Annotated in this window: 12 protein-coding genes; 1 reads left to right on the top strand and 11 read right to left on the bottom strand. The window is 42.0% G+C overall.

The features are described 5' to 3' along the window. Window positions 1-43 precede the first annotated feature (43 nt). The 7 genes from IGI76_RS06850 to IGI76_RS06820 form a co-directional block, all read right to left on the bottom strand. Window positions 44-1,819, bottom strand: coding sequence for an ABC transporter ATP-binding protein (locus IGI76_RS06850; protein ID WP_010748035.1), 1,776 nt, complete (start codon window positions 1,817-1,819; stop codon window positions 44-46). Beyond that, the gene (locus IGI76_RS06845; RefSeq protein WP_060792801.1) at window positions 1,819-3,567 is read right to left on the bottom strand and encodes an ABC transporter ATP-binding protein; all 1,749 of its coding nucleotides are present in this window, start codon (window positions 3,565-3,567) and stop codon (window positions 1,819-1,821) included. The genes IGI76_RS06850 and IGI76_RS06845 overlap by 1 nt, the downstream gene beginning before the upstream one ends. A gap of 200 nt (window positions 3,568-3,767) precedes the next feature. Then, window positions 3,768-3,989, bottom strand: coding sequence for a YneF family protein (locus tag IGI76_RS06840; RefSeq protein WP_005225816.1), 222 nt, complete (start codon window positions 3,987-3,989; stop codon window positions 3,768-3,770). 107 nt (window positions 3,990-4,096) lie between these two features. Next, window positions 4,097-4,900, bottom strand: coding sequence for an ABC transporter permease (locus IGI76_RS06835; RefSeq protein WP_010748033.1), 804 nt, complete (start codon window positions 4,898-4,900; stop codon window positions 4,097-4,099). A gap of 2 nt (window positions 4,901-4,902) precedes the next feature. Then, window positions 4,903-5,811, bottom strand: a complete 909-nt coding sequence (locus IGI76_RS06830) for an ABC transporter ATP-binding protein (protein WP_194192901.1) — start codon at window positions 5,809-5,811, stop codon at window positions 4,903-4,905. 240 nt (window positions 5,812-6,051) lie between these two features. Next, window positions 6,052-7,575 (bottom strand): helix-turn-helix domain-containing protein, encoded by a 1,524-nt coding sequence (locus tag IGI76_RS06825; protein WP_194192902.1) that lies wholly within the window; start codon window positions 7,573-7,575, stop codon window positions 6,052-6,054. Window positions 7,576-7,872: 297 nt separating this feature from the next. Continuing rightward, window positions 7,873-8,925 carry an LPXTG cell wall anchor domain-containing protein gene (locus IGI76_RS06820; protein WP_194192903.1) on the bottom strand — a complete coding sequence of 351 codons (1,053 nt, stop codon included), beginning with the start codon at window positions 8,923-8,925 and terminating at the stop codon, window positions 7,873-7,875. 303 nt (window positions 8,926-9,228) lie between these two features. On the opposite strand from IGI76_RS06820, the gene IGI76_RS06815 reads away from it, so the two are divergent. Continuing rightward, window positions 9,229-10,356, top strand: coding sequence for a CdaR family transcriptional regulator (locus IGI76_RS06815; RefSeq protein ID WP_194192904.1), 1,128 nt, complete (start codon window positions 9,229-9,231; stop codon window positions 10,354-10,356). Between the two features lie 320 nt (window positions 10,357-10,676). Here the strand turns inward: IGI76_RS06815 and garR are convergent, their stop codons facing one another. Genes garR through IGI76_RS06795 form a run of 4 tightly spaced genes read right to left on the bottom strand, consistent with a single transcriptional unit; the run spans window position 10,677 to window position 15,026 of the window. Then, window positions 10,677-11,561 (bottom strand): 2-hydroxy-3-oxopropionate reductase, encoded by an 885-nt coding sequence (gene garR / locus IGI76_RS06810; RefSeq protein WP_194192905.1) that lies wholly within the window; start codon window positions 11,559-11,561, stop codon window positions 10,677-10,679. A gap of 12 nt (window positions 11,562-11,573) precedes the next feature. Next, window positions 11,574-12,719: a glycerate kinase gene (locus IGI76_RS06805; protein ID WP_194192906.1), complete on the bottom strand. Its 1,146-nt coding sequence runs from the start codon at window positions 12,717-12,719 to the stop codon at window positions 11,574-11,576. Between the two features lie 32 nt (window positions 12,720-12,751). After that, window positions 12,752-13,648 carry a dihydrodipicolinate synthase family protein gene (locus IGI76_RS06800; RefSeq protein WP_194192907.1) on the bottom strand — a complete coding sequence of 299 codons (897 nt, stop codon included), beginning with the start codon at window positions 13,646-13,648 and terminating at the stop codon, window positions 12,752-12,754. A 49-nt stretch (window positions 13,649-13,697) separates the two neighbouring features. Beyond that, window positions 13,698-15,026 carry an enolase C-terminal domain-like protein gene (locus IGI76_RS06795; RefSeq protein WP_194192908.1) on the bottom strand — a complete coding sequence of 443 codons (1,329 nt, stop codon included), beginning with the start codon at window positions 15,024-15,026 and terminating at the stop codon, window positions 13,698-13,700. Window positions 15,027-15,051: the final 25 nt, after the last annotated feature.

The raw sequence follows: 15,051 nt of genomic DNA, 5'->3' as shown, positions 1-15,051 counted from the left end.
TTAAAAACGAAAGTCTTTAAGGTTAGCGTTACTATCAAAACTATTAAACTTCACTTGCCTGCAAACGGTACATATCGGCATACAACCCTTTTTGAGCCAAAAGTTCATCATGGGTGCCTCGTTCGACGATCGAGCCTTTATCAAGCACCAAAATCAACTCGGCATCGCGGATGGTAGACAATCGATGGGCGATCGCGATCGTGGTTCGCCCTTGACGCATATTTGCCAACCCTTCTTGGATCAGTCCTTCTGTTTCAGTATCGATATTGGCAGTCGCCTCATCCAAGACTAGCACTTTCGGATCGGTCACCATGGTGCGGGCAAAGGAAATCAATTGCCGCTGCCCGCTTGAATAGCTGGCGCCCCGTTCAATCACTTTGGCGTGGTATTTACCAGGTAGTTTTTGAATAAAGGCATCTGCTTGAACAAATTTTGCTGCTGCTTCGATCTGTTCCTCACGAATGTCCTGATTCAATAAGCGGATATTGTCAGCGATGTCCCCATAAAACATGAAGGCGTCTTGCAATACGAGTCCGACTTTTTTCCGAAGCTCTTCCATCGTGAAGTCGCGGATATCTTGATCGTCGATCAAAATTTGCCCTTCCCCGAATTCATAAAAACGCATCAACACATTGATGATCGAGCTCTTGCCACTTCCTGTGTGACCAACTAAAGCCACGGTCTCACCTGGATAGGCGATGAAAGAAATATGATTCAATACGTTGTTTTTACCATCATAAGAAAAACTGACATCGCGAAATTCGATTTTTCCTTTAGTGATGGTTTGACTGGCATCGGGGTTTTGCTGCGGCGTGTATTCTTCGTTATCCATAATCTTTAGAATACGGCTGCCGGCGACCATCCCATCAGTAAAGACGCTGAGAAAATCCATCATCTGTGTCATGGGATTAAAAAATCCTTGAATATAGGTCGTAAAGGCGAAAATCAACCCGACTTCAATGGGCGATTCTAAGGCATCAAATCCAAAGACCGTCAATGACAAGGCGATCGCTAAGGCATACAACAAACTAATGATTGGTGATAATAGCAGCGCATTCGTGCGGATCATAGCGTATCTGGTTTTCAAATAATCATCGTTAGTCGCTTCGAATTCTTCATTCAGCCGCGCCTCTTGGCGGAATTGCTGAATGATCTGCATACCAGAAATTGATTCATTCAATTTCGTATTCAGTTGACTCAGTTTTTCCCGCATTTGACGATAGATACGAGAGCTGAATTTTTGATAATACCAGATGACTACCATTAGGATTGGCAGAAAAATCAAGTTCAGTAAAGCAATTTTGACGTTGATGCGAAACATGGCGGCAAAAGAAGAAACCACCGCAAAAATCCCTGTCAATACCATCAAGAAGACATACCAAAATTCATACAACGTTTCTGTGTCGTTGCTGACCCGTGAAACGATTGAACCCGCTGGCGTCTGATCGAAATAGCGCATCCCAAGACTATGCAATTTTTCAAATAATTTTGCTCGAATATATTGATAGGTTTTTAAAGAACCCATCGAATAAAGGAACCATTGGAAAAACCAAATCACAGCTTTTACCAACACCCCAAAGAAATACAATGCAGCAAAGAAATAAATGACTTGCTGGGTCGCCGTTTGATTGGTCAAATAATTATCCATAAAGGTTTGAATGATCAAAGGCAACAGGATATTGACGATCGATAGCACAAAAGCAAAAAAGATCGCTGCATAGAAGGTTTTTCGAAATGGCTTGGCAAAAAGAAACATTCGTTTGATGATGTTTTTTTGCTCTTTAAAGGGAATCGATTTACTCCATTCTGATTCTTGCATTAGGCTTCACTCCCTTCGATTTTGGCTTCTAGTTGCTGTTTGTCCCACATTTTTTTATACCAGCCATTTGCAGCTAATAATTGTTCATGGGTCCCGCGTTCACTGATTTTCCCATTGTCGATCACGAGAATTTCTTCTGCGTGCTTGACACTGCTTAGGCGGTGGGCAGCAATGATCGTTGTTTTATTCTGACGGAACGTCCGCAACTGTTGTAAAATAGCTTCTTCCGTTTTGGCATCTACTGCTGAAAGGGCGTCATCTAAAATCAACAATTCTGGATCAGTGATCAAAGCACGGGCAATGGATAACCGCTGTTTTTGTCCGCCAGAAAGAGAAACACCACGTTCCCCCACCATCGTTTCGTACCCTTCAGGAAACTGACTGATATCCTCGTGGATCACTGCCAATCCAGCAGCTGCTTCCACTTCTGCTTGAGAAGCCCGTGGTTGCGCAAAGCGGATATTGTCTCGAATCGTCATGGAAAATAAGAAATGATCTTGCGGAACATAACCGATCGACCCCAAAAGAGCATTCAAGGAGTATTGCTTGCTATCGATGCCCCCGAAGGTGATCGCTCCATCAAATGAATCATACTCTCGCAACAAAAGCTTCATCAAAGAGGTTTTTCCAGCACCAGTTTTCCCGACGACACCAAGTGTTTGCCCGGCAGGCAAAGTAAAGTGGATGTCTTGCAGGGCAAAATCATCTCCTTGATAGTGAAAATCATTGATTTGAACGTCAACCGTTCCTTGGGCTGGGGCATCGACCGCATCTTTGGCTTCAATGATATGGGTCTTGGCCGCCAACAATTCGGCAACCCGATCATAACTAGCATTGCCTCGTTCCAGCACATTAAACAGACGTCCGATGGCAAACATCGGCCAAACTAACATACCGATATAACTGATGAAGGATACCAATTGACCGATCGAGATGGTACCGTCCATAACATAATTGCCGCCGACGATGATCGTTAGCACATAGGAGATTCCGATGATGATCGTAATAAACGGATCAAACAAGGCATCCAGAAAATTGACTTTGCGGTTTTTGATTATGGCATGGTCGATTTTGGTTTGAAAATCAGCGATGTCCTCTTTTTCCTGTCCAAAGGTTTTGATGACTTTCATCCCAGTAATACTTTCTTGGGCTTTGTCGTTGATGGAAGAAAATGCTTCTTGCGAGTCACGAAACGCATCATGCAGTTTGCTACCAAGAACCCGTGCCATGACTGCTAAGAAAGGCAGCGGCAATAGAGCAATGATCGTTAACCGCCAGTCGATAAAGAGAACCATAGCAATGATGGTTGCCCCTCCCGAGATGAAGGAATCGGCAAAGGTCAAGATCCCTGCCCCTGCCACATTTTGGATGGCATTCAAGTCATTGGTGGCATGGGCCATCAAATCACCTGTCCGATGCTTTTGATAAAACAACTGATCCATCCTTGTAAAATGTGCAAATAGCTGTCTGCGTAACGTTTTTTCTAGCCGAGCGGCACTGCCCCAGATATGCGTTCGCCAGACAAAACGAAACACGTATTGAGCGATGGCTGAAGCAATCAAGATCATGACCCAAAAAAAGATCGTCTGCATCGAGATCTCTTTTTCCGCAATCTCATCGATGATGATCCCGATAACTTTGGGAGGTGCCAACTGTACCAAGGCGACTAAGACTAAAGAGCCTACGCCTAACAAATAATGTTTCTTTTCTTGTTTAAAAAACCAACCTAACTTCCTAAATATTGACATAACACTCTCCATTTCTTTATGACCTGTTGCCTAAATTTTGCGATTTTTCCGAATATTCATTGGATTCAGTTACAATTGCTACCCCGCTATTTACAGAACGTAAACAGAAAAAGCAGCCTGGGGACATTTTTTATCAGTTGGTACGTTTTACCGCAATAAAAAGCGAGCTGATAAAATCAGCCCGCTTCTTAGAAAAAACCCTACTTTTGGTTTTTCATTTGCTGCATCATCTGACGAATTTTTTTCTCAGAAGGTTTTTGACCCATTGACATCATCATCGAGCGAAGCATATCCTCATTAACGGGAGGATTTTTCTTTAGATAATCTTGCATATATTTACGCGCCAAAAAGAAGCCGCCGACAGCGCCTAGTAATGCTGCAACAACAGCGATCACGATTACGATTCCTATATTAATAGTCATTTGAAAACTCTCCTTTCTCTTGTACTCTCAATGAATCATTTTACTAGAAAAAAACACAAAAAGAAAGAGTGAAAGCTGGATTTATCCAAAAACTTTCACTCGTTTCCTCAACTTAATGCGACATCTCTTTTGTTGAATAACCAATTTGTTAAAAGGTAGATTAAAACACTGTAAACAAGGATCCCGATCGCCATTTCCCAATAGCCCAATCCCGGATCAAAGGCAGTCATCTGCATGTCAGGACTATTTAATAAACTCGGTATTTGCTCTTTAATATTCATAAAATTAAATGGATTCCACTTCAGCCATGGGTATTTTTCTTGCGCAAAAAGCATGATCGAGTTGATGATGCTGCTTCCAAACAACATGCCCAAGCCTAAGCCTACCGCCAAGCTTTGGGAGCGAATCACGGCTGAGATAAAGATGGTCAATGCAATATAAAAGACGATCAATAGTAAGTTGGTTCCCGCAAAAACAAGGGCAACGAGAATCGCCGCTAGCCCGTTGTAGCCAGTAGCAGCAAAAGGTGATTCAGCAGCTAAAAATAAATTGGCAGCTGCTAAACTACTGATCAGTAAAACAGCAGTCCCTAAAAGCGCAAATAAAAACGTGTTGATCGCTTTTGCTGCTAAGATTTGGCTTCTGGAAAAAGGCCGAATCAATAAGAACTTGATCGTTCCACGACTGAACTCTTCTGCCACTGAAGAAGCCGCCACAATCACTACAAATAAGTTTAAGAACGACGTCATATCGCTTAAAGAAGCAAATAAATCATTGGCTCCAATTTCTGGACTACCTAAGCGTACAACATAGGTCAAGCCAAACGTCATTAAAACCAATAAAAGCAGCATGATCCAAGTAGAACGCTTTTTGGTTAATTTGATCCATTCATTTTTTATCAATGTCAGCATGCTTACAAACCTCCTTCTTCGGTCCAAGCCAAGAATGTATCTTCTAAAGAAGATTGCTTTGTCCGTAGTTCTTTTAAGCCGATACCCGCCTTCACGATCGCTGCAGCGATTTCTGAACGCTGATCTGTTTGCAACGTGACGTGCAATTCGTCTTCTACATGCAAGACCTCGACGTCAAAGGAAGCTTTTAACAGTGCTTCTGTTTGCAAGTGATCATCGGTTTTGATGATCAACACATTTTTCTCTGCTTTCAACTCTGCCATTGCTACTTGATGGGTGACTTTTCCTTTTTGCACCACGATCAAATGATCCGCAATTTGCTCGATGTCGCTTAACTGATGACTGGAAACTAAAACAGAGACCCCTTTTGCTCGCAAAGAAAGAATCATTCCCCGAAACTCCCGCATGCCTTTAGGATCCAGACCATTCATCGGCTCATCTAAAACTAATAGATCTGGTTGATGGACCAGCGCCTGGGCAACACCTAAACGCTGACGCATCCCTAAAGAATAGGTTTTGACTTTTTGATGGATATGTCCTTCTAAATGCACCTGACGGATCAGGGCTTCTAGCTCAGAGGCTGTGCCTTTCTTCTTCGCCATACGCTGATACTGCATCAAATTCTCATAACCGGTCATATAATTATAAAACTCAGGATTCTCAACGATCGCTCCGACTGAGGCAATCGCTGTTTTAAAAGAAGAATCCAATAAATTTCCCATAATGGCAATCGATCCTGTGTTGTGCTTCATCAAGCCAACGATCATTCGGATGATCGTCGTCTTCCCAGCCCCATTGGGCCCTAATAAACCAACGACTTGTCCTTGGTCCACCACAAAGGAAACATCATCAATGATTCGTTTGGTTCCAATCAATTTGGAAACATTTTGCAGTGCTAATACTTCTGTCAAAGTTACCCCTTCTTCCTAACACCATTTCTGCAACGATTTTAAATAAAAAACGTTATGATAATATGTATACCATGCCATCTCTGTAAAAAAAAGTCAAGAAGCGAAAAAGGAACATCGATGCTCCTGTTTTTGCTTCTTGACAACTTCGTTTATCACTGATGCTTTTCACGTTTGCCCTATTGCTGCTAGTCAAAAGCTTGGCAAAATTATAAGTTCTATTTGCTCGATCTTATAGCTGGCTCACTCCGTTTGGGTGAATGCCAGTTGGGCGAACGCTGCCTTGTTCTTGGCACTTCTGATCTGTTTGATCACTTGCTTGAGCTGTTTCCACTCCTTTGCGCTTGGGTGACCATTCCAATAAAAGAGGTAAGGCTGTTCTTCCTCGGAAAATTCCTGATGGATCGGATAATCGCTGATCACCAAATCTGGTTTTTGAGACAGCGAATAATGGGCCATCGCTCGATGCGTGGCATTCATCAAGCGGTTCTTGATCCAAAGCTCTTGCGTTTTTCCGTATTTCGAATGGATCGAGAACGTGACCGGCTGTTCATATTTGATAAAAATAACTCTCAGTAACATACAGTATTGGAAAATCAAGCGATCATTCATTTGCAGTAATCTACGCAACTCTGGTAAAGAAACAGTCGCTTCCAAAAAAAACCGTTTCATGGTTGGATAAAGCACTGGAAAAGCGGCTTGCAGCTCTTGCTCGTCGGTTGTTTTGCCAAAACTATCGCTTTTTTGTCGCGTACCAAAACAGCCAGAGGCGGAATGGATCATGACCAGATTAACCAGTAAATAGTTTTTTTCGGCTTCTGTAAACGTCAACCGAAAATACACGGCTAGTTTTTCAACGAGCTGCGCTTCTTGCTGGTACTTTGGCTGAGTCAGCCACGAGATGTTGGCAGCATCGAGATCCTCCTCAAGATAGGTGTTCATTACGCCAAACATATAATACAAGAAGCTGCGTTCAACCTCCGAAATTTCAGAAAACGGCAGATGATTCCTGTTAAACAATGGGTTCAAAAAGACCTGATCAAACTGTTTTTTTTCAATTAATGGGTGCTCAAAGGTAAGTACTTCGTTTGGTAAAAACGAAAGCGGATGCTTTTGATGGATTCTTTGCACGGAGATAGCGAATAGATGAAGAAATTTATCGATATCGATTTTTCTCATATAAGAAGCATGGGTTTCAAACAACGCTTCAGCCTGCTCTTTCTCCTTGATCGATGCCAAGACTTGTGAGTCCTTCTCATCAAAAATTTGCCAATAGGTAAGATGATAAAAATAGCGGATCGCATATTCAGCTCCTGCCAAAGGATCACCTTTTTTTAAACTATAGGACAAATGATAATTCGCCAAAACATGATTCAACTCCTGCAATTTTCGTTGAATCGTGCGGGGACTGCTAAAGGTTTTGTGACTGAGTTGTTCAAGGGAATGATAATCTCCCTGAAAGAGTGCATCTAGCAAGATAAACCCAACGGTTCCCTGCAACAATACACTATAGGCTTGGCTCAATAGAAATCGTGGAGAAAAAGCAATCGACACTTCTTTTTCCAACCGATCATAGGTCAAAGTAAACTGAGGATAGCGTGCACGAAACACTTCTACTTGCTGAACGATCGACTGCATTTTGTTGGTTTTCCAATCGAAAGCACCTGAGAGCTCTTTAATTGTATAATCTTTCTTGTTCGTTTCGTAACAATAACTTAGAAACGCATAAATTTGTTTTTCTGTCGTATCCAAAAGTGCTTGTAACATGAAATTTCCCTCGCTTGTATAATCAGCAAACGCTGTTTTTATCCTAAATTTGTCATCTTACAAAATTGTAAGCTGGCAGTGTTTGGTGATCGTACCACCGTGCGCTCTTTTCTGTCAAATCACTTTTAACAAATTTTCCTTTCGTTATCTGTATATTTTCATAAAAAAAGTCTGACGCCTCAAAACGATCGTCAGACTTTTTGTTAAAAACGGTAAAACAAAACGTGATTGTGCTTTCTGGGGAAGAAATTTCCAATCGTGGGTTATCAATTCTCTCATTATCCTCGGCTTTTTTCTTTACTGTCTCTCATCAGAAAATAACTTTCGATTCAGCCAGAAAAGGAAGACAGTAAGGATAACTACGCCTAGACCAAAGAGTAAATAGCGAATACTCGTATTTTTGCTGCCGGTTTTCGGTAGTAAGGCTCCATTGACCTCCTTAGCACTGCTTGTCTCCGTACGTTGTTCCTGTTCCATTTTCACTGAAGACGATGCTTTAGCGAGTTGTTTGCCTGCGGGATCATCGGAGGAAACCCTTCGCTTGCTTGACTGACTTTGGTTAGGCGCTAATTTGTTTGGTTTCGTTTCTGAATCTGAAAGATCCTCAGATGCCGCTTCACTAACGGTCATTGTTCCTGTTGTTGCGGTGGTTTCTTGACTCCTAATTGTCTGACTCGATTCACTCTCACTAACTGGTTGGGTGTTGAAGTTTTCTGACTCACTTGCATTGTGACTACTTTCGATACTTTGAGAATCCTGACTTGTGTTTTCCGTAGTAGAAGTCCTTGGATCCGTCGATTGAGAGTCGCTAAATTTCGGTTCGATACTACTAAAGGAAGAGCCTGTTTCTTCAGACACCTTAGAGCTTGCGCTTATCTCAGAGTTCGTGCGCTCACTAGAGCTCGGGGGTGTTATTACCTGCCATTGACTAGGCTTCAAGTTTTCAGTAATCGTTGTTTCACCGTCATAAATCACAACTAAATCTACTTTATCCACACTTTTGATCTCATCGATGGCCATCTCAGCGTAGATCCTTAAGTAGTTTTCAACACCTGAAAACCAATCGACATTTGTTAGATACGTTTCACCAATCACCTTTTCACTGTGTCCATTGCCATCCCAACCATAAGTTAATCGGATACAAACGTTTTGTGAAGTCAGCGTTTTGTTCGGCCGTACCGGGATCGTAATGACTTTCAAGGCTTCATCATAGATCACTCGATTCGTTTGAACAGAAAACGATAAATTCCCTCCGGCTCGTTCTTTTGCTGAAGTATGATCGAAACCAAACACCAGCAGCAATAATCCCGCTAACAGCAAAATCAACACAATTCCAACCAGTTTTCTCATTTCCTCACTTCCTAAATGAATATTTCAAGATAACTTGATAAGGAAATTATAATAAATTCTCAGAGAAAACATGCGCCGAAAAAAAAAGGAAAGATCCAATAAAATGGCATCTTTAATTTCGAGTATTATATATAGAAAAGATATTTACCACCCTCTTCCGCATTTGAAACTCTCTCGAACTTTTACCACCGCCAATAAAACAGTTTATTATTTACCATTTAAATATATATTATATATAATATATGACCATTTTTATGCTAAAATTCAAGTATAAGCAAATCAACCTTTAGGAGTACGTGATCGATGGAATTAGAGCCAAAAGTAGCAAAATTGATTGTTAAAAGCTTAAAAGATATCATCAACCATGAAATCAATCTTTTTGATACCTCGGGTACGATCATAGCTAGTACAGATACCGTGCGGATTGGTACCAGTCATGAAGGCGCCCGTTTAGCAGCCAAAAATCAACAGACATTAACGATTGAACATGACAATCAATTTAAAGGAGCAAAAAAAGGAATCAATATCCCGGTCCTTTTTAATCAATCTGTTGTAGCAATTATTGGAATTACTGGCGAGCGTACAAAGGTAGAACCTTTGGGGAATATTATCAAAAAAATGACGGAGATTTTGATCCGAGAAAACTGGATTCAATTGACAAATTTCCATCAACGGCAAAACTACCACAGTCTAGCTACGATGCTGATCGCTCCTCAAAGAGATGATAGCTTGGCGGCTTATTTAGCCTCGCTCTTGGACATTGATTTGGAACGACCTCGCATCCTCGTGATAGGGAAATTCCTTTTTACTAGAGAAAAAAATAATCTGAATTATGAAAAACTGCTCCATACCATCCAATCGCATTTGCACATTTTTCCAGGTAGTTTCTTCTCGCTGATCAATCAAGAAATTTGCCTGTTTTTCGAAAAGCAGGAAGAAGCTTCGATGATCCCCCTACTGATGCAAATGCAAAAGGATATTTCTAAGCGTTTTGATCGTCAAATGTCCATTGGGATAGGCGGTTTAGCAGAAACCATCGATGAGTATTGGTCTAGTTATGAAAAGGCGCAAAAAACCGTCAATTGGTTGATCAATCAAAAAAGTGCGACCATCTCTTCTTATCAAGAAATGGATTATGGGTTGCTCTTTGTCGGGATTTCTGCAGAAGATAATAAACAATTGCAAAAGAAAGTGCTTGGCAGTCTGACAGTTGAGGAGATTGAGCAGTTCCAATTGATCTTTGAAACGTATAAACGCTACAATGGTAGTATTATGAAGTGTGCCGAGGCACTTTTTTTACACAAGAATACTTTTCAAAACAAACTGAATCGCATCACGGAAAAGACGGGCTACAATCCACGTAATTTGAGTGATTTTACTGTGTTGTCGGCTGCTTTTATGAGTTATCGCTTGTCTAATCTAGAGAGATGATTTGTTGAACAAGCAACTGCTTCTGCGTAACAAACTTCGCATTTAAAATCGATGGTATCATTTGTTGTTCAAGTCATCTGTTTCCAACCAGCGTGATCATCCATCGACAGCCTAACTCATAGCACCAGCAACGTTTCCCTGTTTTCTGTCTTCCAGTTGACGCAAAATTGTTTTTACACTGTATTTCTGAGTTTCAATACACATAACAAAAAGAGCGCTCCTCTGAGAAGAAACGCTCTTTTATTATGTCCTTTAGTTGTGAACAGCTCCGTGCTCTCTTTTCAATGAAAAGGAAAACAAATGACCTCGATTCGTTACTGTTAACCTTGCAATTTTAAATCATTGATCGTTTCATAATAGTTTGCGATTGCAGAATGATCACTTTTTTCTAATCCGTAGGCTTTCAGTGATTGCATAATCTCCATTGCAGATGCTGTAAATGGTGTAGAAACATTACTATCATGTGAGGTGTCTAATGCATTTTGCAAGTCCTTGATATGCAATTCGATACGGAAACCAGGATCGAAGTTGCCAGAAAAAATCTTTTCTGATTTTTGTTCCATGACTGTGCTTCCTGCCAAACCTGTGCGAATGGCTTGATAAACTGCTTCAGGAGAAACACCTGCTTTTTTGGCTAGACAATAAGCTTCAGAAATAGCTGCGATGTTGATTGCTACAATCATTTGATTGGCTAGTTTCGTAATATTTCCAGCCCCTACTTCACCGACTCGTGTCACAGAAGAAGCCATCGTCTTCAATAAAGCTTCATATTTCTCAAAAACTGCTTTTTCTCCGCCAACCATTACCGCAATCGTCCCATCAATGGCTTTTGGTTCTCCACCAGAGACAGGCGCATCAATAAAATGGACTCCTTGTTCTTTCAAACGAGCTGCAAAGTCTTGGCTGGCTTTTGGTGCAATTGAACTCATATCAATGACTGTTTTACCAGCTGACAAGCCTTCAGCGATCCCTCCAGGATTGAATAGTGCCGCTTCTACGTTTGGAGAATTCGGCAGCATCGTAATGATCACTTCTGCTGCTTCTGCCACCTTGGCGCCTGACTCGGCTGCATGTGCACCAGCTGAAACAACTTCATCGATTGCGGATTGGTTAAAATCAAACGCAATAACCTCATAGCCATTCTTTACTATATTTTTCACCATTGGTTTTCCCATGATTCCTAAACCGACAAATCCTACTTTCATCAATACCATCTCCTACTTTCGTTGATTTAATAAATATGCTCGGATCGCGGTTTCTCCAGCGATCACCACATTTTCCTCTACTTGTGTCATTGCTTCTTGCAAACTCATTGGTCGATGGATGATTGGCAAAATAAGGTCAATTCCAGCGGCATAAGCTGCCGAAACCTCTTTCTCCCGACTACCGACCACAGCAATCACCGGTTTATGGTGCTTTTTGGCTAGCTCGGCAATCCCCACAGGAACTTTGCCATTCAGCGATTGCTGGTCAAGCTTGCCTTCGCCAGTTATGACGAGAGCAGCTTGGGCAATTTTCTTTTCAATTTCTACTAAATCTAAGATCGTTTCAATACCGTTGCACGTTTTGGCTTGGCAAAACACTTGCAATGCAGCCCCTAGACCGCCTGCTGCCCCTGCACCTGGTGCGTCAGCAATATCAATCTGCATCTCTTTTTTGATCACAGAGGCATAATGTTTCATCCACTGATCATAGGTTTTCGTTTGGTCAATCGGAATGCCTTTTTGAGGACCATAGATAGCAATGGCACCTTTTTCACCGACTAACGGATTCGTTACATCCGATAAAATATTGATTTTTACATCCTTTAATCGTGGATCGATTTTAGAAATATCTATCGAAGCAAGCTTTGCTAATCCAGCTAATCCTCTCGGGATGTCCTTTCCTTGATCGTCGTAAAAGGAGACCCCTAATGCTCTTGCCATTCCAGTCCCGCCATCACTCGTTGCACTGCCGCCTATGCCAAGGTAGATCTCTTTTGCGCCTTCATCGAGGGCAGCCAAAAGCAACTCCCCTACCCCGTAAGTCGAAGCGTTTAAGGCATTCTCAGCATTTTGCTCGATTAAAGTAATCCCACTTGCTTCTGCCATTTCTAATACGACGATTTGATTAGGTAAAACACCATATTGCGCCTTCACAGGATTTCCCAATGGATTTTGAACAGTTATCCTTTTTCGTTTTCCTGCCAAGGCATCAACTAAAGCTTCGACTGTGCCTTCTCCACCATCGGCGACTGAAAATTTATCGATAGGATTATGGGGCAAAACCCGACGAATCCCTTTTTCTAACCACATTGAGATATCTTTACTGGAGGCACTTCCTTTGAAAGAATCTGCTGCAATCACAATTCGCTGTTCTTCCATGAATCCACCCCCTTTTCTATAGTTAGGCTTGATTATAAGAAACCCGCCTTCTTCATTTCATCAATCATCTTGTCTAAGACAACGCCCTTACTTGTTTCCGTCGGCAAGATCGAAGGTCCCACATTCAAGCCCATCAAGTTTGCCATATCTTTGGTAGCTGAAGGGAAACTTGCTGCATCTTGCGATAAACGGATTGGGTTCAGGGTAAATTGGTTCTTTAGCGCGCCTTGGAAATCACCAGATACGTACTGGTCATAAATACCGCAAACCAATTCAGGATAAATATTTGCCGTTGAACACACCCCGCCGACTGCTCCCACACAGAGTGAAGGATAAACAATGGTATCTTTTCCTGCAATCACTCGAAAGCCAACATCAGCATTCCGTCGAACCAGTTCGCTTAGAAAGGTCAAATCTCCGCTTGAATCTTTGATCCCTATGATATTCTCAACGGTATGCGCCAGCTTTTCGATCAATGGTTGACTCAACGAATACCCAGCTCTTGCTGGATTGTTATACAAAAGCACCATCGTATCGGAAACCGCGTCTGCGATTGCTTTAAAATGATTGTACAGTGCTTCTTCTGTGGGTTTGATGAACATTGGGTGTAAAACGGAAATACCAGCGATCGGCAATTTTGCTGCCTGTTTGGCAAGTGCCACCGCATGTTTCGTACGTATTGGGCCCATCCCAAAGAAAACAGGTACTTTTCCAGCGGCTTCATCTAAAATGATTTCTGTTGCTGCAAGCATTTCATCATGTTCGAACATATAAAACTCACTATTACTGCCAAAAGCCAAAATGCCATGAACACCATGATCGATCACATGCCGTACGATCTTTCGCAACTTAGTTTCGCAAATCATTTCTTCTTCATTCACTGGCGTGAGTAAAGGAACAATGATCCCTTTAATCTTTTCTTTTTCCATTATGGTCAATCCTCTCACTCAAAGCTTCGATTAATTTTTATTCGCTCGATTACTCTCTGACTAAAGCTGGTTTTTTATTGTCAAATGTCCAGCCAGGAATCAGATACTGCATGGCAATCGCATCATTGCGCGCCCCTAAGCCTTCTTTTAAATACAGTTGATGCGCTGCATCTAGCTTTTCTCGGTCAAGTTCCAGCCCAAGGCCATGGGAATTTCTTGGAATGGTAATTTCACCGTTTTTGATTTGATGCGGATTTTTGGTCAAGCCTTCGCCATCTTGCCAAATCCAGTGGGTATCTGCGGCATTTACTTCCCCAGGTGCTGCCGCTGCAGTATGAGCGACCATCGCCAAAGAAATATCAAAATGATTATTGGAATGCACACCCCAAGTCAAATCTAGGTCATGACATAACTGCGCCACACGCACACTGCCTTGCATCGTCCAAAAATGCGGATCTGCCAGCGGAATCGTCACACTATCTAAGCGAATCGCTGCTTTCATTTCTCGCCAATCCGTTGCTACCATATTCGTCGCCGTCGGCAATCCTGTTTTTCGGCGGAATTCTGCCATCGTTTCTCTACCAGAGAAGCGACCTTCTGCACCACAAGGATCTTCTACATACGCTAATACGCCGTGAAGGTCTTTGCAAAGCGCAATTGCATCATCTAGTAACCATCCGCCATTCGGATCAAGAGTAATCCGAGCATTGGGAAATTCTTTTTTCAACGCTTTGACGGTTTGTACTTCTTCTTGCCCTGATAACACGCCGCCTTTTAATTTAAAGTCCTCAAAACCATAGCGCTCATAGGCAGCCTTCGCTAACTTGACGATTGCTTCTGGAGTCATCGCTTCTTCACGACGTAGTGCTCCCCATGAATCATCGAGCGTATTGTCAGAAGCATAAGGCAAGTCTGTTTTGTTGCGATCTGCTACATAAAACAGATAACCTAAAAACTTCACTGATTCGCGCACTTGTCCTTCACCTAACAAAGCGGCAACGGGCACCTGCATGTGCTGTCCTAGTAAATCCAACAATGGTGCTTCAACAGCAGTCATAACATGAACCGTCGTTCGTAAATCAAATGTTTGGTTCCCGCGCCCACCAGCATCCAACTGCGCATAACGTTCGTGAATCTCTTTCACGATGTTTTTGTATTCGCCCAAAGTCCGACCCACAACTAATTCACGACAGTCTTCCAATGTCTGCCGAATTTTCTCACCACCTGGCACTTCTCCTAAACCTGTATTACCCGTTTCATCAGTTAAAATAACGATATTTCTAGTAAAGAAAGGGCCATGGGCTCCACTTAGATTTAATAGCATACTGTCATGTCCTGCTACAGGGACAACTTCCATTTTTACGATTTTTGGAATCATCAAAATCTCTCCTAGTCAAATTGTT

The organism is Enterococcus sp. DIV2449a (assembly GCF_051711225.1).
Lineage (GTDB): Bacteria > Bacillota > Bacilli > Lactobacillales > Enterococcaceae > Enterococcus_D > Enterococcus_D casseliflavus.
This window is presented reverse-complemented; position numbering and strand designations above follow the sequence as displayed.

Excerpts from the sequence above, each read along its gene's own strand:
- IGI76_RS06840 (WP_005225816.1), bottom strand. The coding sequence starts at position 3,989 with ATGACTATTAATATAGGAATCGTAATCGTGATCGCTGTTGTTGCAGCA.
- IGI76_RS06815 (WP_194192904.1), top strand. The coding sequence starts at position 9,229 with ATGGAATTAGAGCCAAAAGTAGCAAAATTGATTGTTAAAAGCTTAAAA.
- IGI76_RS06850 (WP_010748035.1), bottom strand. The coding sequence starts at position 1,819 with ATGCAAGAATCAGAATGGAGTAAATCGATTCCCTTTAAAGAGCAAAAA.
- IGI76_RS06820 (WP_194192903.1), bottom strand. The coding sequence starts at position 8,925 with ATGAGAAAACTGGTTGGAATTGTGTTGATTTTGCTGTTAGCGGGATTA.
- IGI76_RS06800 (WP_194192907.1), bottom strand. The coding sequence starts at position 13,648 with ATGGAAAAAGAAAAGATTAAAGGGATCATTGTTCCTTTACTCACGCCA.
- IGI76_RS06805 (WP_194192906.1), bottom strand. The coding sequence starts at position 12,719 with ATGGAAGAACAGCGAATTGTGATTGCAGCAGATTCTTTCAAAGGAAGT.
- garR (WP_194192905.1), bottom strand. The coding sequence starts at position 11,561 with ATGAAAGTAGGATTTGTCGGTTTAGGAATCATGGGAAAACCAATGGTG.
- IGI76_RS06825 (WP_194192902.1), bottom strand. The coding sequence starts at position 7,575 with ATGTTACAAGCACTTTTGGATACGACAGAAAAACAAATTTATGCGTTT.
- IGI76_RS06835 (WP_010748033.1), bottom strand. The coding sequence starts at position 4,900 with ATGCTGACATTGATAAAAAATGAATGGATCAAATTAACCAAAAAGCGT.
- IGI76_RS06795 (WP_194192908.1), bottom strand. The coding sequence starts at position 15,026 with ATGATTCCAAAAATCGTAAAAATGGAAGTTGTCCCTGTAGCAGGACAT.
- IGI76_RS06845 (WP_060792801.1), bottom strand. The coding sequence starts at position 3,567 with ATGTCAATATTTAGGAAGTTAGGTTGGTTTTTTAAACAAGAAAAGAAA.